The sequence below is a fragment of the Mesorhizobium sp. Root102 genome (assembly GCF_001425625.1).
In the GTDB taxonomy this organism is placed as follows: Bacteria; Pseudomonadota; Alphaproteobacteria; order Rhizobiales; family Rhizobiaceae; genus Mesorhizobium.
On the sequence record NZ_LMCP01000012.1, the window covers coordinates 240,007 to 259,206 of the forward strand.

A 19,200-nucleotide genomic window follows, 5' to 3' on the forward strand; every position below is an offset into this window, starting at 1 on the left:
CCTCCGTGTCTTGAGGAAAGCCTCCTCGAATCGGAAATTAACGTTTTCTTAATCTTTGTTAAGAGGCTGACGTGCTTCGCGGCGATGTCTCGGTAAACATGGTTAATATCCATTAATATCCGACTGGATGGAAAACCCGGTGGCCATCATTCGGCCATGCTTGACCGCACCATCGCGCCGTATCCGTCTCGACGTCGGGATGACCTTGATCTTGGCAAAGCATCGCGGCTGACTTGCCGCGCGGGAGGACAGCATATGGCGCTACGCCGGCCGATTTGGGTGTCCGTTTTCCCGTTGCTCGTTATCGTTGCTGCCTGTGTGCCACAGGGCAGCGCGCCGGAGGCGGCCAATACCGTCGTCTCGCCTGCGCCGGCTCGGCGGTCCATCACAGCCGCGGCGGCGCCGGCAGATGCAACCAAGATCATCACCGACCTTACTGCGCCGCGATTGGGCATAGGCACGGCCACCTACAGATGCGGCAATAACGGTATGATTACCATCCAAAATCTCGGCAGGTCGTTGCGTGTGGTCGGGTCCGACGGCGCGACCGAGGAGTTTGCGGCGTCGCCGGCCAACCAGAGCAGCCGCTACCAGGCGGTCACGCATGACGCAATCGTGATCGACGGACGCGAGGCGCTGGTGATGAAGAAGGGGTCGACGCCGCAGACCTGCAAACGCTAACGCCAATCTCAATACGGCTAAACATGCTGCACTGCAGCGACGTCGAGCCGGCTTCGGGCCATGAGTCCCTAATCGATTGAAGCCCGAGCCCGCCTTTTAGTCAGACTAAATTACGTTTTCAAAACGGTTTTCTGGCTTTGACGCGGTGCAAAAAGAGCATTAGAAACCGGCTGTCCGAAGTCGCAACCGGAAGCGGCAATGCCGCATTTCCACCTGAGGCTCCAGAGACGCCGAACTGGGGGAGCCATGAGCAAATCACCAGCCACCCGCGAATTTGCCAGACGTGAACGGCCGCTTTCGCCGCATCTGAGCGTGTACCGGCCGCCGATCACGATGACGATGTCGATCATCCATCGCATCACAGGCGGCGCGCTGTATTTCGGCACGCTGCTGGTCGCTCTGTGGCTGATGGCGGCGGCAAGCTCACAGGCGACCTTCGACTGGGTCAACTGGGCCTTCGGCACCTGGCTCGGCCGGTTGATCCTGTTCGGCTACACCTGGGCGCTGATGCATCACATGCTGGGTGGCGTGCGCCATCTGGTCTGGGATACCGGCGCCGGCCTCGAGAAGCACACGGCCTCGAAGATCGCCTGGGCGACGCTGGTTGGCTCGATCCTGCTCACATTGCTGATCTGGATCGCCGGCTATATGGCGCGGGGGGCCTGATCATGAGCGGCAACAACTCCGACATGCGCACGCCGCTGGCGAAGGTTCGCGGCCTGGGTTCGGCCCGCGAGGGCACCGGACATTTCTGGCGCCAGCGCCTGACCGCGATCGCCAACATCCCGCTGACGCTGTTCTTCGTCGGTTTCCTGATCGCGCTCAACGGCGCCGGTTATGAGCATGTGCGGGCAGCCCTTGCCAATCCGTTCGTTGCGCTGGTGATGGCCCTGGTGCTCGTCTCCGGGCTCACCCATATGCGGCTCGGCATGCAGGTGATCATCGAGGATTACGTGCATGGCGAGGGCATGAAGCTGGCGCTGATAGCGCTCAACACATTTTTCACCATAGCGGTCGGCGTCGCCTCGATCTTCGCCCTGCTCAAGCTGACATTCGGAGGCTGAGTTGGCCAAGGACGCAAAACAAGCCAACACGGCGGGCTATACCTTTGTCGACCACAAGTTCGACGTCGTGGTCGTCGGCGCCGGCGGCGCCGGCCTGCGCGCCACGCTCGGCATGGCCGAACAGGGCCTGCGCACCGCCTGCATCACCAAGGTGTTCCCGACCCGCTCGCACACCGTGGCGGCGCAAGGTGGCATTGCCGCTTCGCTTGCCAATATGGGTCCCGACAATTGGCAATGGCATCTCTTCGATACAGTCAAGGGTTCGGACTGGCTGGGCGACATCGACGCGCAGGAATACATGGTCCAGCAGGCACCCGCCGCGGTTTATGAACTCGAACATTACGGCGTGCCGTTCTCGCGCACCGAAGAGGGCAAGATCTATCAACGGCCGTTCGGCGGCATGATGATGAATTTCGGTGAAGGCCCGCCCGTGCAGCGCACATGCGCCGCCGCCGACCGCACCGGCCATGCCATGCTGCACACGCTCTACGGCCAGTCGCTGAAGCACAATGCGCAGTTCTTCATCGAGTATTTCGCGCTTGACCTGATCATGGAGCCGGACGGCACTTGCACCGGCGTCGTCGCCTGGAATCTCGACGACGGCACCATCCACCGCTTCTCGGCCAAGATGGTGGTGCTGGCGACGGGCGGCTATGGCCGGACCTATTTCTCGGCCACTTCGGCGCATACCTGCACCGGCGACGGCGGCGGCATGGCCGCGCGGGCGGGGTTCCCCCTTCAGGACATGGAGTTCGTGCAGTTCCACCCGACCGGCATCTATGGCGCCGGCTGCCTGATCACCGAGGGCGCGCGCGGCGAGGGCGGCTATCTCGTCAATTCGGAGGGTGAGCGCTTCATGGAGCGCTACGCGCCGTCGGCCAAGGACCTTGCCTCGCGCGACGTCGTTTCGCGTTGCATGACGCTGGAAATCCGCGAGGGCCGCGGCGTCGGCCCGAAGAAGGACCACATCTTCCTGCATCTCGACCACCTCGATCCGGCCGTCCTGCATGAGCGGCTGCCGGGCATTTCGGAATCGGCCAAGATCTTTGCCGGCGTCGACCTGACCAAGGAGCCGATCCCGGTGCTGCCGACGGTGCACTACAATATGGGCGGCGTGCCGACCAATTACTGGGGCGAGGTGCTCAACCCGACGGCGCGAAGCCCGGACAGGGTATCGCCCGGACTGATGGCGGTCGGCGAAGCCGGCTGCGCCTCCGTGCACGGCGCCAACCGGCTCGGCTCGAATTCGCTGATCGATCTGGTGGTGTTCGGCCGCGCGGCGGCGATCCGGGCCGGCCAGGTGATCGACCGCAGTTCGGCGATCCCTTCGCCCAACGAGGCCTCGGTCGAAAAGATCATGGACCGCTTCGACCGGCTGCGCCACGCCAACGGCTCGACGCCGACGGCGGTGCTGCGTGAGAAGATGCAGAAGGCTATGCAGGAAGATGCGGCGGTGTTCCGTACGCAGGAATCGCTGGACAGTGGCTGCAAGCGCATTTCGCAGATCTGGGGCGAGCTCAAGGACATAAAAGTGTTCGACCGCTCGATGATCTGGAACTCCGACCTGGTCGAGACGCTGGAGTTGGAAAACCTGATGGCCAACGCCATCACCACGGTCTATGGCGCGGCGGCGCGCAAGGAGAGCCGTGGCGCGCACGCGCGGGAAGATTTTTCCGCCCGCGACGACGCCAACTGGCGCAAGCACACGCTGGCGCGGCTCAGCGAAGACGGCAAGGTGACGCTCTCCTATCGGCCGGTGCACACCGAGCCGCAGCTGGCGGAAAAGGACGGCGGCATCAGCCTCGCCAAGATCGCGCCGAAGGCCAGGGTGTATTGAGGATCAAACATGGTTGAACTCACGCTCCCCAAGAACTCGCAGATCAAGGCCGGAAAGACCTGGCCAAAGCCGGAAGGCGCCACCAATCTGCGCGAGTATCGCATCTACCGCTGGTCGCCGGACGACGACGAGAACCCGCGCATCGACACCTATTTCGTCGACATGGACGATTGCGGGCCGATGGTGCTCGACGCGCTGCTTTGGATCAAGAACAAGATCGACCCGACGCTGACCTTGCGGCGCTCCTGCCGCGAAGGCATTTGCGGCTCCTGCGCCATGAACATCGACGGTTCCAACACCCTCGCCTGCACCAAGGGCTGCGACGACATTTCCGGCGCCGTCAAGGTCTACCCGCTGCCGCATATGCAGGTGGTCAAGGACCTGGTGCCCGACCTCACCAATTTCTACGCCCAGCATGCCTCGATCCAGCCATGGCTGAAGACGGTGTCGCCGGAGCCGGCCAAGGAATGGCTGCAAAGCCATGAGGACCGCGAGAAGCTCGACGGGCTCTACGAATGCATATTATGCGCCTGCTGCTCGACCTCGTGCCCAAGCTACTGGTGGAACGGCGACCGCTATCTCGGCCCTGCAACGCTGCTGCAGGCCTATCGCTGGCTGATCGATAGCCGCGATGAGGCCAAGGGCGAGCGGCTCGACAATCTCGAAGACCCGTTCCGGCTCTATCGCTGCCACACCATCATGAACTGCACGCAGACCTGCCCCAAGGGCCTCAACCCGGCCAAGGCGATCGCCGAGATCAAGAAGATGATGGTGGAGCGGCGCGTCTGACGGCACTCGTTTTTTCTTTTGCGCCTTCGACGACACGGCTGCCGACATGAAGAAGATGATGGCCCAACGGCACGTCTAAGTTCGCTGCTTTTGCGCGCTTCAGAACGGGGCTGGCATATCGGCAAGCGCGGATAGTTCAACCTCTGGCGATGTTCCGCCGTAAGCCCGCTACCGAGCCCCTTGCATTTGGCTACCGCGACATACAATATCCATACATCTGGATAGCGGGGGGGCGAAGACGATGGACGACAATCAGGCTTCATGGACGCCGGTCATCCGCAAAAGCGACGGACCGGTCTATCTCGCCATTGCCGACGCCCTGTCGGCCGACATCGTCTCGGGCCGGCTGGCCGGAGGGTTCAGGCTGCCGCCGCAGCGCACGCTCGCGGATGCGCTCGGCATCGATTTCACAACGGTCAGCCGCGCCTATGCCGAGGCGCGCAAGCGCGGGCTGATCGATGGACGGGTCGGGCAGGGCACCTATGTCCGAGCACGACGACCGGCCGAAGGACGAAATGTTTCGACCGGCCTTGTCGACATGAGCATGAACCTGCCGCCCCGCTTCGAGGATGCCGTGCTGGTCGCACGGATGTGGGACGGAATTGCCGATCTGCGGGCGGATGACGGGCTGGACCTGCTCCTGCGCTACCAGGAGGCCGGTGGAACCGGGCGCGACCGGGCCGCCGGCGCGCGCTGGCTTTCGCCGAGGCTTGGGGTCATTCCGGCGGAGCGGCTTCTGGTCTGCCCCGGAGCGCAGGGAGCGCTGCTGGCGCTCGCCGGCGTGCTGGCCGGGCCCGGGGAGACGATCTGCACCGAAGCCCTGACCTACCCCGGTTTCCGGTCGCTAGCCGCGCATCTCAGGATCAATCTCGTCGGGGTTCCAATCGACGAGCATGGACTTGTTCCCGAGGGATTCGAATCCGCCTGCAGGGAATACAAGCCAAAAGCGCTCTATTGCACGCCGACCCTGCACAATCCGACGACTGCGACCTTGCCCCTCGACCGTCGCGAGGCCTTGATCGGGATTGCCCGCCGCCATCAGGTGCCGATCATCGAGGACGATGCCTATGGAGCCTTGCCGACCGCCCCGGTGCCGCCGCTGGCCGCCCTCGCGCCGGACCTCGTCTACCATGTCGCGGGGCTGGCGAAATGCCTGTCCCCTGCGTTGCGGATCGCCTATCTCGTGCTTCCGGACGGCCGCTCGGCCGCCAGGGTGGCGGGCGCCATAAGGGCGACCGCTTCCATGGCCTCGCCGCTGACGGCCGCCATCGCGACCCGCTGGATCGAGGACGGAACCGCCGATGCGGTTCTTGCCGCGATCCGCGAGGAGTCGCGCCGCCGGCAGGCCATCGCCACGGCCATCTTGCCACCCGGCTCCTGCCAAGCCGATCCGCAGGGTTTCCATGCCTGGCTGCGGCTGGCCGGACCCTGGACGCGAGGCGAATTCACCGCTCGGCTGCGCTCGGCCGGCATCGGCGCGGTGGCAAGCGATGCCTTCGCCTTCACGTCGCCTCCCGAGGCCGTCCGCCTGGGTCTCGGCGCGGCCGCGAACCGCGACGATCTGCGCGACAGCCTGTGCATCGTCGCGGATCTCCTGTCGCAGTCGCCTTCCGTATCGTCGATGGTGGTTTGATCTTGTAGGGATTGCTCTTGACAATGTATGTATTCATATCGCATACATTGTGCAATCAATGACGCGCGTGGAGATGAGCAGACTGCGCCATCACACGCAGACAGCCGGGCGCGACCCCCGTAGCGTTCCCTGGGCGTCACAGACAAGGACTGGTCAAGATGACTCCGGATCGTGAATGGGCTCCCCTCTCGCCGATTGAAACGGGCATAAGGGGGCGTTGTCCGCGCTGTGGCGAAGGACATCTGTTCGAAGGCTTCCTGAAGCTGCGCAAGGGCTGCGAAGTCTGCGGCCTCGATTATTCCTTCGCCGATCCGGCCGACGGTCCGGCTTTCTTCGTGATCTGCTTTGCATGCGTGCCGAGCGTGGTGCTGGCACTCTGGATCGAGGTGCGCTTCGAAGCGCCCTACTGGATGCATCTCGTCACGACCTTGCCGTTCATGCTGCTGACGTGCATCCCGCCATTGCGGCCGCTGAAGGGATGGCTGGTGGCCAGCCAGTATTTCTACAAGGCGGAGGAAGGCCGGATGGTGACGCCTCTGATCCCGTCGGCATCCGCCGTGACAGCCGGTTTGCCAAGCGACGACAGGCAGTGACGAATGTCGCCGCGGCCGCCAAGATGAGGGTTGAACGGCTGGTCCAGCCACGGCTATAGGCACTGGATGGAATGGCCCCTGCCTGCTGATTTTTCGCCTGAGGCCGTCGCGGCAATCCGGACGCGACTCGATCTGGCGCGGACCCACGGGGTGACGATCCTGTTCGCCATCGAAAGCGGCAGCCGCGCCTGGGGTTTCCCGTCCCCCGACAGCGACTACGACTGCCGCTTTGTCTATGTCAGGCCTGTTGCGGACCATCTCGTGCTGGAGCAGGCGCGCGACGTAATCGAGTTTCCGATCGAAGGCGAGATCGACGCTGGCGGTTGGGATCTACGCAAAGCCCTGCGCCTGGCGCTCGGCGGCAATGCCGTCATCGTGGAATGGGCAAAGTCACCAATCGTCTATGAGGAAGTCGCCGGGTTTCGCGGGCGCCTTCTCGACGTTCTGGCTCAAATCGTCGATCCGGCAAAGGTGACGCATGACTATCTTGGGCTCGCGCGCTCGCATGTCGCCAAGATCGGCAGTTTCTCCGGCGAGGTGAAGCTGAAGAAGCTGTTCTACCTGATCCGCCCGCTGGTGGCACTCGACTGGATGGAGCAGCGCGAGTTCACCGGCCTGCCGCCGATGAACCTTGGCGAATGTCTCGATCAGACCGAGATTCCCGCGCCGGCAAGCACGGAAATCCGTCACCTGATCGAGCGGAAAAGCCGGACGCGGGAGATGGGGTCCGGTCTCATCCCGACCGCAATCGCGCACTATCTCGAAGCGCGCTATGGCCATCACCAGATGAACCTTGCCGGCGTGGTGCGCGATAAGGTTCGCCAGGCGCGCGCCAATGCGCTCGCAACAGAGTTCTACCGCCAGGAGGCTGAGCGTCAATGAGCGATGACCTACCCGTCCTTTCCCCTGTCGAGGCACGCGTACTCGGCTGCCTGATCGAGAAGAAGGAGCTGACGCCGGATGTCTATCCGCTGACGCTCAATGCAGCACTGGCCGCCGCCAACCAGAAGACGGCGCGCGAGCCGGTGATGGCGCTGGAACAGGTCGAGGTGCACCGGGGGCTGAAGCTGCTCGAACAAAAGGGGTTGGTGCGGCAGATGTTCGGTTCGCGTGTCGAGCGCTACGAGCACCAGATGGCGCAGCGTTTCTCGCTGACCACGCCGCAGACCGCCTTGCTCGGTCTGCTCCTGTTGCGCGGGCCGCAGACGGCGCATGAGCTTCTGGCACGGGCCGAGCGCATGGCGCGGTTTTCGTCGATCGAAGACCTGCGCGCCGAACTCGATATGCTCATCGGCCGCCGACCACCGCTGATCCAGGAAATTCCGCGCGGCCCGGGGCAGCGCGAGGACCGCTACGTGCACCTCCTCGCCGGAGCTGTCGACGTTGCGGCTCTGTCGGCGCAACGCAGTGCGCCAGCCATGCCTCAATCCGACCTCGAAGCGAGATTGGAGGCGCTGGAGCAGGAAGTCGCTGCACTGCGCGCCCGGCTTGACGCGCTGGGCGGCTGACGCCGTCAGCGGTCATTCAACGCGTTATCGCCCAGGGTCCCTGCTATCCGAAATGAAAACGCCGGCGTTCGGGCCGGCGTTCGTTACTCAGCTCACCCGTTTCGGTTCAGCCAAGCCTGGCGTCGAGCGACACCTTGATCGCGCCAAGTGCCTTCGAAACCGGACATTCGGCCTTGGCTTTATCCGCCAGTTCCTTGAATTTTGCCTCGTCGATGCCAGGCACCTTGCCAACCAGTGTGATGGCGCTGCCGGTGATGCCGGTGCCGGGAACCAGCGTCACCACCGCCTTGGCGTCGAGCTCGGTGGCGGGCGTGCCGTTTTCGGCCAGGAAATGCGACAGCTGCATGGCATAGCAGCCGGCATGCGCGGCTGCGATCAGCTCTTCCGGGTTGGTGCCGGATTTGCCGCTCTCGTCCTCGAAGCGCGCCTTGAACGAATAGGGCGTGCCCTTCAGGGTTCCGCTCTGGGTGTCGAGCGTGCCCTTGCCCTCTTTCAGATTGCCTTTCCAGACGGCGTTTGCGGTGCGGTCCATGAATTTCTCCTTGGTTGTCGTGGCTGGGGTTGTGGTGACTTGTTGTCGGGCTGAGCCTGGCTTCCGGTCAACTATAGCGCGCTCGGGCGCGAAGGCCACTGCGCACTTTGAACCACAGCACGGTGTCGGCGATGGGGTTCAAATTTTTTCTGAAAATGCCGATGCAAAAATGTCGACTTTAGTTCCCCTCGCCCGTCCTGCGGGCGGCCACGGGTTTGTGGCCGAATGGAGATTCACATGGACAATCTGTTTTTCGCACTGTGGAAAGGCGCAGGCTGCAAGGCCGGGCGGCGAGAAGACTTCTGGCTGCATCCGCCGGCGTCCGGCTTTGGGCGGCTGCTGGCGGCGGTTGCCATTATCGGCATCGCGGCATGCCTTCTCGACCATGCAGCCGCGGTAAAGGACAACGCTGACACCCTCGTCACCGCATCGTATGGGTCGTCGCAGCAAGGGAGCTGGAAATGAAATATGTCTGTCTGGTCTATGGCGAGGAAAAGGATCTTCACGCGCTGACCCCGGCGGGGGCGGCCAAGCTCGACGCCGATTCGCTGGCCTACGACCGATCGCTGGAGGAGAGGGGCCTGCTGATCGTCGCGCAGGCGCTGCAATCGGTGACGACAGCCAAGACCGTGCGGCGGCGCAAGGGCAAGCGGCTGGTCATCGACGGCCCCTTCGCCGAAACAAAGGAGCAACTGCTTGGGTTCGTCATGATCGAGGCAAAGAATCTCGAAGAGGCGCTGGATATTGCCGCCGATATTCCGCTGGCCGAACTCGGCACGATCGAGGTCCGGGCCATCTACGACATACCGGGGTCATAGAGCCTGCCACGCGTTGCGGCCGCTTCGAACCAGGGCGTCTGGCTGAGCCGACGTTCTGGGTTCGGTTTCGTGCGCAACTTTTGCGTGTTGAAGCCTGCCAAGAGTTCTCCTATCGTCGCCGGGATTTTGGGGGATGTCGGCATGCCATTCTTGATTGCTATCCTTGGCGTGTTGGGCGCGGCGGCGTTCTGGTGGTACCGGATGAAGGCGATGAACGACGCGGCTCGCGAGGTTGCGGACGTCGTCGGGCGCGTGCAAGGCAACATCCGCCGCAAGAAGCTGCGCAATCAGGCGGCCCTGTCGCCGCTGACGGCGATCGATGATCCGGTCGTAGCGGCGGCAACGCTGATCACCGCCATCGTCTCCGAGAATGGGCCCATCCTGCCGCAGCGCGAGGCTGTCATTCGCGCGGTGATTTCCGAGATTGCCGACAAGAAGAAAACGGACGAAGCGGTGGTCTATGCCAAATGGGCGGCGTCACAGATCGACGACACCACTGTTGTCATCGACAAGCTGGCGCCGTTCCTGCGCGAACGTCTCGATGTCACCGAGCGAAACGATCTGCTGCAGATGGTCAACCGCGCCGCCCAGGGCGGCGAGAAACGCCTGCAGATATCCGACCAAAGGATATTGCGGCTGCGGCAGAAGCTCGGTTTTGAGGTGAACTGAGCGACAGCGCTCAGATCGCCTCGCCTTTCAGCAGCCTTGGCGTTCCTGCGGACAATCCTGACGCCTGCCGGATAAAAAACTCCTTCAGGCGCGGCATGCGTTCGACCAGCCCGAGGCCGATGTCGCGGACGGTACGCAGCGGGCCGATGTCGTTGGAAAACAGCCGGTTCAGCACATCTGTCGTGACGCCCATCTGTACCGTGTCGAAACGCCGCCACTGCTGGTAGCGTTCGAGCACGTCGAGCGCACCGATGTCCTGGCCGAGCCGGTCGGCCTCGACGATCACCTCGGCAAGGGCCGCAACATCCTTGAAGCCGAGATTGAGGCCCTGGCCGGCGATCGGGTGGATACCGTGGGCGGCATCGCCGGCGAGCGCGATGCGCGGCGCGACGAAGGCACGCGCAATGGTCAGGCCGAGCGGCCAGGCGCGCGGCTTGTCAGCGACGCGGAGCTCGCCAAGCTTCAGGCCAAAGCGCTGTTCGAGTTCGTGTTCGAAGACGAGATCGTCACCGGCCACCAGCTTGTCGGCATCCTGCGTGCGTTCGACCCAAACGATCGACGAGCGATTGGTGCCGTCCTCGCCGGGTTTGAGCGGCAGTGTGGCGAAGGGCCCCGCCGGCAGGAAATGCTCCTCGGCGCGGCCATGGTGCGGGCGTTCATGCGCCACGGTGCAGACGATGCCGGACTGGCCATATTCCCACTTCACCGTCTTGATGCCGGCCATGTCGCGCAGCTTGGAGTTGACGCCGTCGGCGGCGACCAGCAGCCGCGCCTTCAGCGTCGCACCGTCGGCGAGATGCACGGTGATGCCACTGCCGTTGGTCTCGAAGCCCTGCACGGCGACGCCTTCGATGATGTCGATGCCGAGCTTTTCCGCATTGGCCCGCAAGGCGCCGTTCAGCACCCTGTTGGCGACCATATGCGCAAAGGGCTCGCCCGGCGCCACTTCGCCGTCGAAGGTCAGGAACACCGGACGCACCGGATCGGAGGTGCGCGAATCGGTAATGATCATCTCGGTGATCGCCTGCGCCTGCGGTGCGATCTCGCCCCACACGCCGAGCTGGTCGAGCATGCGGCAGGCGGCGGCGGCAATGGCCGACGCGCGGCCATCCCTTTGCCAGACGCCAGCGGGCGCGGCATCAACGAGCGCGATGGCGAGGCCCGGGCGCGCCTGCTTCAGGGACACGGCGGCGGCCAAGCCGACATAGCCGGCGCCGGCAACCAGAACATCGAGCCCAGACCTGGTTTTCGCGCTTGGCCTGGTTTTCGCGTCCGCCTTGCGTTCCATCATCTTCGCTCCTTGCGCGCCGGCCGGGTCTTGCGCCCTTGACTGCCTGTCCGTCCTGTCGGAAACCGCCATACCACTTCTGCGGCGAGGGCGCGAAATATGACGGCAGCCATGGACGAGCTTCTCGGCATTCTCGACCTCGAGAAGCTGGAACACAATCTGTATCGTGGTCGCAGCCCCCAGCTCGACTGGCAGCGCGTCTTCGGCGGCCAGACCATTGCCCAGGCGCTGGTGGCGGCGCAGCGAACCGTCGATCCCGATCGCCATGTGCATTCGCTGCACGGCTATTTCATGCGGCCCGGTGACACCAAGGTGCCGATCGTCTACGAGGTCGACCGCATCCGCGATGGCGGCTCCTTCACAACGCGACGCGTGGTGGCGATCCAGCACGGCCAAGCGATTTTTTCGCTGGAAGCCTCGTTCCAGCAGGACGAGGTCGGCCTCGAGCACCAGGTGCCGATGCCGCAGGACGTTCCGGGGCCGGACACGTTGCTGTCGCAGCGCGAATTGCTGGGCAAGTTCGGCGAGGCGGTGCCCGAAGGCATCAAACGCTACTGGGTGCGCGACCGGCCGATCGAGATGAAGCCAGTGATGCTGAAGCATTACACGAGCCGCGAGAAGCTGGAGCCGAAACAGAACATCTGGATCCGCACCACCGGTCCGGTGCCGGCGGATCGCGCCATCCAGGCAGCGGTGCTTGCCTATCTTTCCGACATGACACTGCTCGACACATCTACTTTCGCGCATGGCCGCGCCATTTTTGACCGCGATATCCAGGCGGCGAGCCTCGACCACGCCATGTGGTTCCATCGCAGCCATGCGCTCGACGACTGGATGCTCTACACGCAGGACAGCCCGTCGACGCAGGGGTCGCGCGGCTTTACGCGCGGGTCACTGTTTGCCCGCGACGGCAGGCTGATCGCCTCGGTTGCGCAGGAAGGGCTGATCCGGCTCAAGCGATCGCCTCCAGAGTAGGCATTTTCGGAAAATTGCCTAATTTTTAAGCATATGGATCGCCGCAGCTGTGAGCAGGTTGCGTCGGAACGCTCCTCAATCTCTTTGTTTACAACGAGTTAACACCCAGCTTCGGCACTTGGCACGGAGCTTGAATCCTCGTGGGCACTCTCCGGCTCTTTGGGATCGGTGAAGGTGTGCAAACGCGGGGGACCGCAACAGCAAAGGGTGAAACCTTATGAAAATCGTGATGGCAATCATCAAGCCGTTCAAGCTCGACGAGGTACGCGAAGCGCTTACCGCCGTCGGCATCCAGGGCCTGACCGTCACCGAAGTCAAAGGCTACGGGCGTCAGAAAGGGCATACGGAAATCTATCGCGGGGCGGAATACGCGGTCAGCTTCCTGCCGAAGATCAAGATCGAAGTCGCGGTCAGTACCGACATGGTCGACAAGGCCGTCGAAGCCATCACCGCCGCCGCCAAGACAGGCCAGATCGGCGACGGCAAGATCTTCGTTTTCGGCATCGATCAGGCGGTGCGCATCCGCACCGGCGAAACAGACACCGACGCGCTCTGAGCGGCGATCACGTATTCCAATGGAGAGTTCAATGAATATTCCTTCCACCTTGAAGACGACGGGACGGGCCGCCTTTTTGGGTTCGCTCGTTCTCGCAGCATTGGGCACGGTCGCCGCCTTCGCGCAGGAAGCGGCTCCTGCCGCAGCCGCGGCCGCGCCGGCTGCTGCCCCGATCCCGGTGCTCGACACCGGCAACACCGCCTGGATGCTGACCTCGACGGCGCTCGTGCTGATGATGACCATTCCGGGCCTTGCGCTGTTCTACGGCGGCATGGTGCGCAAGAAGAACGTGCTCGCCACCATCATGCAGAGCTTTGCCATCACCTGCCTGGTGACGGTGCTGTGGTTCATGTTCGGCTATTCGCTGGCCTTCTCGGACGGCGGCGGCGTGAACAGCTATATCGGCGGCACCTCGAAATTCTTCCATCACGGCATCACCACTGCCTCGCTGTGGCTGCCGGGCGTCGCGAATATTCCTGAATTCGTCTTCTCGATGTTCCAGATGACCTTCGCCATCATCACCCCGGCACTGATTGCCGGTGCCTTCGCCGAGCGCATGAAGTTCTCGGCGCTGCTGATCTTCATGGCGGTGTGGCTGCTGGTCGTCTACGTGCCGATCGCGCATTGGGTCTGGGGCGGCGGCTTCCTCGGCACGGCTGGCGTGCTCGACTTTGCCGGCGGCACGGTCGTCCACATCAACGCCGGTGTCGCCGGTCTCGTCTGCGCACTGGTTCTCGGCAAGCGCGAAGGCTACGGCACCACCAACATGGCGCCGCACAACCTGGTCTATTCGGTGATCGGCGCTTCGCTGCTGTGGGTCGGCTGGTTCGGCTTCAATGCCGGCTCGGAACTGGCTGCCGACGGCCTTGCCGGCGCTGCCATGCTCAACACCCAGGTTGCCACCGCCGCGGCGGCTCTGGCCTGGATGTTCGCCGAATGGATTGTCGCCAAGAAGCCTTCCGTGCTCGGCATCATCTCGGGCGCCGTCGCCGGCTTGGTCGCGGTGACGCCGGCTTCCGGCTTCGTCAACCCGACCGGCGCCTTCATCGTCGGCATCGTTGCCGGCGTCGTCTGCTACCTCTCGGCGGTCAAGGTCAAGCACATGTTCGGCTATGACGACTCGCTCGATGCCTTCGGCGTGCATGGCGTCGGCGGTATCATCGGCGCCCTGCTCACCGGCGTGCTCGCCGACCCGGCGATCAACAGCCTCGGTGCAGGCGCTTCGCTCGGCAAGCAGATCTACGGCGTTGCCGTCACCATCGTGTGGACGGGCATTGCCACCTTCGTGATCCTCTACATCGTCAAGGCGCTGGTCGGTCTGCGTCCGACGACACAGGAAGAGGTCGAAGGCCTCGACATCTCCCAGCATGGCGAAGTGGTGCCGTAAGGCCAGCTTGGCCACGGGGCCGGCGGAACCCTCCTCCCGCCGGCCCCAAGAATCCCGTCGTGACACTCCCGAAAGGAGTTCACGCATTGAGGCCCGGATCACGTCCGGGCCTCTTTTTTTGGTACAATCACCCTGCCAATGCCGGGATACGGACAATCACGTTCGTGTGATCAAGATTTTTGAGGAAACATCGACCGCTCTGGTTCCGAACTGTGGGGACGATCGTCGTTTTGATGCTCGTGCCAAACAACAGGGAAGGAAACCATCTCATGAACCTCAAGACCATCTGCCTCGGAGCGCTCGCTCTTGCCATGGTCAGCGGCACGGCATTTGCCGGTGCTCTCGATGAGCCCGACAACATGGCGCCGTTCTTCACGGATTCCAGCATGAAAACCATGAAGCCGATGGCGGACTTCAAGACAGCTTTCATGGCCATGCCGATGGAAAAGCAGGAAGCGATGAAGAAGGAATGCAACGACGCGGCGATGAGCAAGCCGCACGCCGAATTCTGCGCGAATGTCCAGGCGCTCGGCGGCGCCAACTGATCTTGCCGTGATCGGGCCGAGGCCCGATCTTTGTTGCCAAACGACCAATGGCGGGCTCGCAGGCTCGCCATTGTTTGGTTCAGCGGCAGCTCTATCCGCCGGCACCGTCGTCCATCATGGTGCCTGTCAGCGCCTCATAGGCACTGCTGCACGTCCGGGACTGAGGCAATTCCTGACAATCAGCACGGGCGCCACCGTCAGGACTGCGGCGATCAGAATCTGCAGGCCGAGGCCCGGCACTCCAAATCCCTTGCCGAAAAGACCTTTGCACAGAAAATACAGGCCTTGTGCCAGGCAGGCTGTGGCGAGGATGTGCAGGAGCGGGCCGGTCGCTCTGGCAAAGGGCGTCACGTAGCCATCCGGGAAGCCCACCATGCCCAGTTCGACAAACCAGTGCAGGGCGAGCAGGAGACTGAGCACCGCCCAGGCCAGAGCCGCCACGCGAAGGACGACGGATTGCATGCCTCTCCCCAAATTGGTGACCCCTGCGGCCCGCTCTCGGCTATTCCTCGGGCAGCAAGCGGCTCAACCGGCGGTAACGAGGTTTGATCATCTCAACCTCTTATAGTTAATGCGCCCTTAACCTTCCCGCCGATAGTCTGACACCCGAATCTGCCGAAGTGCGCCACGCACCCGGCGAGTCCATGACAGACGGGGAAGAGCATGCGTTCAGGGGCTTCAGCACCGCTTGCGCTGGCCGATACGGGGCACGGCATCCAGGCGTTTGCGCGGCGTCAGGTCGGGCGGCTGGTCGGCGCCGGCCTGTTTGTGCTGGCCGCCTTTGGCGTGGCCAGCCTTGCCACCTGGAACGTCGCCGATCCGAGCTTCTCGCACGCGACGAACAACACCGTCACCAACGCCATGGGCTATGCGGGTGCTGTGTTCTCCGACCTGGCCATGCAGTTCTTCGGCCTCGCCGCTGTCGCGGCCCTGGTTCCGGCCGTCATCTGGGGCTTCCTGCTGTTTTCCGCGCGCGGCGTCGACAGGCTGCCCAAACGCGGGCTGTCCTGGTTCGGCTTCGCGCTGCTGGCGGCTGCAATGGCCGGCTGCGTTGTGCCGCCCAAGACCTGGCCGTTGCCCACCGGCCTCGGCGGCGTGTTCGGCGACATGGTGCTGAAGATCCCCAGCGTCATCATCGGCGGCTATCCAACCGGGCTGATCGCCAGCATCATCGCTGTTCTGCTGGCCGCACCCGCGCTGTGGCTCTTTGCCCTTGGCTCGGCGCTGATCGGACGCAAGAACGGCTTCGCCGTCATGGAGGACGAGCCTGCCGCCGATCCGCGCGAGGACGACCTTTTGTTCGACAATGACGAGGATGAAGGCGACGAGGGCATCCTGGCGCTCGGGGCAATTACTCATTGGTGGCTCTCGTTCCGCGCGTGGATGCACCGCCACGCCGTGCGCCGCAGGCAGGAGCGGGACGAGTACGAACCGGAGATGGAGCAGCGCTCCACTGCCTGGCGGCGCGCCGCCGAACGGGTCGAATCGGCCGAGTTCGCCGAGCAGCGGATGAGCCAGGATGGCCGCGCCCGCGTCGAGCCCGAATTCTTCGCCGCCATGGTCAATGACCGCAGCGCTTCGCTCGACCCCGACGATGCCGATATCTTCGACGTCGACGACGACATGGATTTCGAGCAGGAGGAGCCCGCCATCCAGCGACGCGCGGCGCCGACCGCCAAGGTCCAGCCGTTCCGCTCCGATGCCGCCACCCGTGTCGAGGCGCCGGCGGCGCGCCCCGTGCCGGGCGCCCGCGTGCAGCGCGAGGCGCAGACATCGCTGATCGGCTCGGAAAAGTTCGAAATGCCGTCGCTGCATTTCCTGTCGGAACCGAAGAACGTGGTGCGCGACGCCAGCCTGTCCAAGGATGCGCTGGAGCAGAATGCCCGCCTGCTCGAAGGCGTTTTGGAGGATTTCGGCGTCAAGGGCGAGATCATCGCCGTCCGTCCGGGTCCGGTGGTCACCCTCTATGAGCTCGAACCGGCGCCTGGTATCAAGTCGTCGCGGGTCATCGGCCTGTCCGACGACATCGCCCGCTCAATGAGCGCCATCGCCTGCCGCGTCGCCGTGGTGCCGGGCCGCAACGCCATCGGCATCGAACTGCCGAACGCCAAGCGCGAAACCGTATATCTGCGCGAGATCCTGGCCAGCCGCGACTTCGAGACGACGAAGGCCAAGCTGGCGCTGGCGCTGGGCAAGACCATCAATGGCGAGGCGGTCATCGTCGACATCGCCAAGATGCCGCACGTGCTGGTCGCCGGCACCACCGGCTCGGGCAAGTCGGTCGCCATCAACACCATGATCCTGTCACTGCTCTACCGGCTGACGCCGCAGGATTGCCGGCTGATCATGATCGATCCGAAGATGCTGGAACTCTCGGTCTATGACGGCATCCCGCATCTGCTCACGCCTGTCGTCACCGATCCGAAGAAGGCGGTGGTGGCGCTGAAATGGACCGTGCGCGAGATGGAGGATCGCTACCGCAAGATGTCCAAGGTCGGCGTGCGCAACATCGACGGTTTCAATGCCCGTGTCACCCAGGCTGACAAGAAGGGCGAAAAGATATCGCGCACCGTGCAGACCGGCTTCGACCGCCAGACCGGCGAGGCGATCTACGAGACCGAGAACCTCGATCTCGAGCCGATGCCCTATATTGTCGTCATCATCGACGAGATGGCCGACCTGATGATGGTCGCCGGCAAGGACATCGAGGGTGCCGTGCAGCGCCTGGCGCAGATGGCGCGCGCCGCCGGCATCCATGTCATCATGGCCACGCAGCGCCCGTCGGTCGACGTCATCACCGGTACCATCAAGGCCAATTTCCCGACCCGCATCTCCTTCCAGGTGACGTCGAAGATCGACAGCCGCACCATTTTGGGCGAGCAGGGCGCCGAGCAGCTGCTCGGCATGGGCGACATGCTCTACATGGCCGGCGGCGGCCGTATCCAGCGCGTGCACGGCCCGTTCGTCGCCGACGAAGAAGTCGAGAAGATCGTCGCGCATCTGAAGCTGCAGGGCGTGCCCGAATATCTCGATGCCATCACCGAGGATGACGGCGAGGACGACGACGAACCGTCAGGCAAGGGTGGAGCCAGTGGCGGTGGCGGCAACAGCAATTTCGAGGATTCCGACGATCCTTACGATCAGGCGGTTTCCGTGGTGCTGCGCGACGGCAAGGCCTCGACCAGCTATATCCAGCGCCGGCTGGGCATCGGCTACAACCGCGCCGCCTCGATCATCGAGAAGATGGAGAAGGAAGGTATCGTCGGCCCGGCCAACCATGCCGGCAAGCGCGAGATCCTGGTGCCGACCGAAGAGGACAAGTTCTGACCAGAAGGCCTGACACTTGTGACATCCCGGTCTGGCAACCTTGAACCTTTCAAGACGTTGAAGCGACTGAGGAACGCCTGACCCGCCAAACTTCAGCCTAACTGGGGGTCCAAGCACAGAACAACTCAGGAATCAGATGAGAGTGACCGACATGAAAAATGATCCTTCAGCGCTCAGCAAATTTGCTCCCTCCCGGCGTCAGTTGCTGGGCCTCGGCCTGGCGTTTGCAGGGGCGGCAGCCTTCAACGCGGTGCCCGGCTTCCAGGTGCTGGCTTCGGCGCAGGCGGCCGTGCCGGCCGCGGCACAGAAGATCGCCGACCATTTTTCCTCGGTGAAATCGATGAGCGGCGAATTCGTGCAGTTCGGCCCCAAGGGCGAGCAGACCGGCGGTAAGTTCTTCCTCGAACGGCCGGGCAAGATCCGCTTCAACTATGACGGCTCTTCGAACTTCCGGGTGATTTCAGACGGTGAGTCGGTGGTCATCCTGAACAAGAAGCTCAACACGTCCGATCTCTATCCGCTGTCGAAGACGCCTCTGAAGCTGCTGCTCGACACCAGGATCGACCTCTCTGGCGACCGCGTCAAAAGCGTCAAGCAGGAGGATGACCTCACCACCATCCAGCTCGCCGACAAATCGGTGTTCGGCAATTCGAAGATCACGATGATGTTCGACCCTAAAACCTTTGATTTGCGACAGTGGACGATCACCGACGCGCAGGGCAAGGACACAACGGTGATGATCTTCAACACCAAGGAAGGCGTCAGCTTCGCCCCCGATACTTTCGCCATCGACTACACGGCGAATCGCGAGCTCAACACCAACAAGTCGCGCTAACCCTGCCGTTATAGCTGTGGAAAGCACCGGGCCGCGCCTCGTCGCGCGTTGGCCGGCTTGTCTTTGCGGCTTGCGGCTGGCAGTTTCCCGGACTGACTCCGTCAAAAGGCGTCTTCCCCGTCAGGGCCCATCGGTTCTGGCCGGCCGCACGCTGTCCTGGATT

At 63.4% G+C, this 19,200-nt stretch carries 21 protein-coding genes; 18 read left to right on the top strand and 3 right to left on the bottom strand.

The genetic code is table 11. The features are described from left to right. Nucleotides 1-255: 255 nt before the first annotated feature. The 9 genes from ASD12_RS12325 to ASD12_RS12365 all read left to right on the top strand — a co-directional run bounded on the left by ASD12_RS12325 (nt 256) and on the right by ASD12_RS12365 (nt 8,105). Nucleotides 256-681 (top strand): hypothetical protein, encoded by a 426-nt coding sequence (locus tag ASD12_RS12325; protein WP_056585790.1) that lies wholly within the window; start codon nt 256-258, stop codon nt 679-681. A gap of 246 nt (nt 682-927) precedes the next feature. Next, entirely contained in the window at nt 928-1,347 is a 420-nt protein-coding gene (sdhC, locus tag ASD12_RS12330) for a succinate dehydrogenase, cytochrome b556 subunit (RefSeq protein WP_056585792.1), read from the top strand. A 2-nt stretch (nt 1,348-1,349) separates the two neighbouring features. Further along, complete coding sequence (gene sdhD / locus ASD12_RS12335; RefSeq protein WP_056585795.1) at nt 1,350-1,745, top strand: succinate dehydrogenase, hydrophobic membrane anchor protein; 396 nt, start codon at nt 1,350-1,352, stop codon at nt 1,743-1,745. A gap of 1 nt (nt 1,746) precedes the next feature. Further along, nucleotides 1,747-3,582, top strand: coding sequence for a succinate dehydrogenase flavoprotein subunit (sdhA, locus tag ASD12_RS12340; protein ID WP_056585797.1), 1,836 nt, complete (start codon nt 1,747-1,749; stop codon nt 3,580-3,582). Between the two features lie 9 nt (nt 3,583-3,591). After that, nucleotides 3,592-4,371: a succinate dehydrogenase iron-sulfur subunit gene (locus ASD12_RS12345; protein WP_056585799.1), complete on the top strand. Its 780-nt coding sequence runs from the start codon at nt 3,592-3,594 to the stop codon at nt 4,369-4,371. 241 nt (nt 4,372-4,612) lie between these two features. After that, complete coding sequence (locus tag ASD12_RS12350; RefSeq protein ID WP_056585801.1) at nt 4,613-6,004, top strand: PLP-dependent aminotransferase family protein; 1,392 nt, start codon at nt 4,613-4,615, stop codon at nt 6,002-6,004. A gap of 158 nt (nt 6,005-6,162) precedes the next feature. Further along, nucleotides 6,163-6,597 carry a DUF983 domain-containing protein gene (locus ASD12_RS12355; protein WP_056585803.1) on the top strand — a complete coding sequence of 145 codons (435 nt, stop codon included), beginning with the start codon at nt 6,163-6,165 and terminating at the stop codon, nt 6,595-6,597. Nucleotides 6,598-6,663: 66 nt separating this feature from the next. Beyond that, on the top strand, nt 6,664-7,479 hold the full coding sequence (locus ASD12_RS12360) for a nucleotidyltransferase domain-containing protein (RefSeq protein WP_056585805.1): 816 nt from the start codon (nt 6,664-6,666) through the stop codon (nt 7,477-7,479). Continuing rightward, a complete protein-coding gene (locus ASD12_RS12365) occupies nt 7,476-8,105 on the top strand; it encodes a DUF480 domain-containing protein (RefSeq protein ID WP_056585807.1) in 630 nt (209 codons plus the stop codon). The genes ASD12_RS12360 and ASD12_RS12365 overlap by 4 nt, the downstream gene beginning before the upstream one ends. A 106-nt stretch (nt 8,106-8,211) precedes the next feature. Here ASD12_RS12365 and ASD12_RS12370 read toward each other — a convergent pair whose 3' ends face one another. Next, nucleotides 8,212-8,637, bottom strand: coding sequence for an OsmC family protein (locus ASD12_RS12370; protein WP_056585810.1), 426 nt, complete (start codon nt 8,635-8,637; stop codon nt 8,212-8,214). A 237-nt stretch (nt 8,638-8,874) separates the two neighbouring features. On the opposite strand from ASD12_RS12370, the gene ASD12_RS12375 reads away from it, so the two are divergent. From ASD12_RS12375 to ASD12_RS12385, 3 genes are all read left to right on the top strand, one after another. Then, nucleotides 8,875-9,102 (top strand): hypothetical protein, encoded by a 228-nt coding sequence (locus tag ASD12_RS12375; RefSeq protein WP_056585811.1) that lies wholly within the window; start codon nt 8,875-8,877, stop codon nt 9,100-9,102. Then, nucleotides 9,099-9,455: a YciI family protein gene (locus ASD12_RS12380; protein ID WP_056585813.1), complete on the top strand. Its 357-nt coding sequence runs from the start codon at nt 9,099-9,101 to the stop codon at nt 9,453-9,455. Before ASD12_RS12375 ends, ASD12_RS12380 begins: the two co-directional genes overlap by 4 nt. A gap of 141 nt (nt 9,456-9,596) precedes the next feature. Then, entirely contained in the window at nt 9,597-10,124 is a 528-nt protein-coding gene (locus ASD12_RS12385) for a hypothetical protein (protein ID WP_056586797.1), read from the top strand. A gap of 10 nt (nt 10,125-10,134) precedes the next feature. Here ASD12_RS12385 and ASD12_RS12390 read toward each other — a convergent pair whose 3' ends face one another. Further along, nucleotides 10,135-11,412, bottom strand: a complete 1,278-nt coding sequence (locus ASD12_RS12390; RefSeq protein WP_056586800.1) for a ubiquinone biosynthesis hydroxylase — start codon at nt 11,410-11,412, stop codon at nt 10,135-10,137. Between the two features lie 99 nt (nt 11,413-11,511). On the opposite strand from ASD12_RS12390, the gene tesB reads away from it, so the two are divergent. The 4 genes from tesB to ASD12_RS12410 all read left to right on the top strand — a co-directional run bounded on the left by tesB (nt 11,512) and on the right by ASD12_RS12410 (nt 14,875). Beyond that, on the top strand, nt 11,512-12,387 hold the full coding sequence (gene tesB / locus ASD12_RS12395) for an acyl-CoA thioesterase II (protein WP_056585816.1): 876 nt from the start codon (nt 11,512-11,514) through the stop codon (nt 12,385-12,387). A 217-nt stretch (nt 12,388-12,604) separates the two neighbouring features. Further along, nucleotides 12,605-12,943, top strand: coding sequence for a P-II family nitrogen regulator (locus tag ASD12_RS12400; RefSeq protein WP_056585818.1), 339 nt, complete (start codon nt 12,605-12,607; stop codon nt 12,941-12,943). A 205-nt stretch (nt 12,944-13,148) separates the two neighbouring features. Continuing rightward, nucleotides 13,149-14,330: an ammonium transporter gene (locus ASD12_RS12405; RefSeq protein WP_244482843.1), complete on the top strand. Its 1,182-nt coding sequence runs from the start codon at nt 13,149-13,151 to the stop codon at nt 14,328-14,330. A 269-nt stretch (nt 14,331-14,599) separates the two neighbouring features. Further along, nucleotides 14,600-14,875, top strand: coding sequence for a hypothetical protein (locus ASD12_RS12410; protein WP_056585821.1), 276 nt, complete (start codon nt 14,600-14,602; stop codon nt 14,873-14,875). A gap of 126 nt (nt 14,876-15,001) precedes the next feature. Here ASD12_RS12410 and ASD12_RS12415 read toward each other — a convergent pair whose 3' ends face one another. After that, entirely contained in the window at nt 15,002-15,337 is a 336-nt protein-coding gene (locus ASD12_RS12415; protein ID WP_244482829.1) for a hypothetical protein, read from the bottom strand. A gap of 201 nt (nt 15,338-15,538) precedes the next feature. Here ASD12_RS12415 and ASD12_RS12420 point away from each other — a divergent pair, with 201 nt between their 5' ends. Then, nucleotides 15,539-18,202, top strand: coding sequence for a DNA translocase FtsK (locus ASD12_RS12420; RefSeq protein ID WP_056585823.1), 2,664 nt, complete (start codon nt 15,539-15,541; stop codon nt 18,200-18,202). Nucleotides 18,203-18,353: 151 nt separating this feature from the next. Further along, a complete protein-coding gene (locus ASD12_RS12425) occupies nt 18,354-19,037 on the top strand; it encodes an outer membrane lipoprotein carrier protein LolA (protein ID WP_056585825.1) in 684 nt (227 codons plus the stop codon). The last annotated feature ends 163 nt before the right edge of the window (nt 19,038-19,200 follow it).

Coding starts and splice junctions, on each gene's coding strand:
- ASD12_RS12325 (WP_056585790.1), top strand. CDS start 256: ATGGCGCTACGCCGGCCGATTTGGGTGTCCGTTTTCCCGTTGCTCGTT.
- sdhC (WP_056585792.1), top strand. CDS start 928: ATGAGCAAATCACCAGCCACCCGCGAATTTGCCAGACGTGAACGGCCG.
- sdhD (WP_056585795.1), top strand. CDS start 1,350: ATGAGCGGCAACAACTCCGACATGCGCACGCCGCTGGCGAAGGTTCGC.
- ASD12_RS12345 (WP_056585799.1), top strand. CDS start 3,592: ATGGTTGAACTCACGCTCCCCAAGAACTCGCAGATCAAGGCCGGAAAG.
- ASD12_RS12350 (WP_056585801.1), top strand. CDS start 4,613: ATGGACGACAATCAGGCTTCATGGACGCCGGTCATCCGCAAAAGCGAC.
- ASD12_RS12355 (WP_056585803.1), top strand. CDS start 6,163: ATGACTCCGGATCGTGAATGGGCTCCCCTCTCGCCGATTGAAACGGGC.
- ASD12_RS12360 (WP_056585805.1), top strand. CDS start 6,664: ATGGAATGGCCCCTGCCTGCTGATTTTTCGCCTGAGGCCGTCGCGGCA.
- ASD12_RS12365 (WP_056585807.1), top strand. CDS start 7,476: ATGAGCGATGACCTACCCGTCCTTTCCCCTGTCGAGGCACGCGTACTC.
- ASD12_RS12370 (WP_056585810.1), bottom strand. CDS start 8,637: ATGGACCGCACCGCAAACGCCGTCTGGAAAGGCAATCTGAAAGAGGGC.
- ASD12_RS12375 (WP_056585811.1), top strand. CDS start 8,875: ATGGACAATCTGTTTTTCGCACTGTGGAAAGGCGCAGGCTGCAAGGCC.
- ASD12_RS12380 (WP_056585813.1), top strand. CDS start 9,099: ATGAAATATGTCTGTCTGGTCTATGGCGAGGAAAAGGATCTTCACGCG.
- ASD12_RS12385 (WP_056586797.1), top strand. CDS start 9,597: ATGCCATTCTTGATTGCTATCCTTGGCGTGTTGGGCGCGGCGGCGTTC.
- ASD12_RS12390 (WP_056586800.1), bottom strand. CDS start 11,412: ATGGAACGCAAGGCGGACGCGAAAACCAGGCCAAGCGCGAAAACCAGG.
- tesB (WP_056585816.1), top strand. CDS start 11,512: ATGACGGCAGCCATGGACGAGCTTCTCGGCATTCTCGACCTCGAGAAG.
- ASD12_RS12400 (WP_056585818.1), top strand. CDS start 12,605: ATGAAAATCGTGATGGCAATCATCAAGCCGTTCAAGCTCGACGAGGTA.
- ASD12_RS12405 (WP_244482843.1), top strand. CDS start 13,149: ATGCTGACCTCGACGGCGCTCGTGCTGATGATGACCATTCCGGGCCTT.
- ASD12_RS12410 (WP_056585821.1), top strand. CDS start 14,600: ATGAACCTCAAGACCATCTGCCTCGGAGCGCTCGCTCTTGCCATGGTC.
- ASD12_RS12415 (WP_244482829.1), bottom strand. CDS start 15,337: ATGCAATCCGTCGTCCTTCGCGTGGCGGCTCTGGCCTGGGCGGTGCTC.
- ASD12_RS12420 (WP_056585823.1), top strand. CDS start 15,539: ATGCGTTCAGGGGCTTCAGCACCGCTTGCGCTGGCCGATACGGGGCAC.
- ASD12_RS12425 (WP_056585825.1), top strand. CDS start 18,354: ATGAAAAATGATCCTTCAGCGCTCAGCAAATTTGCTCCCTCCCGGCGT.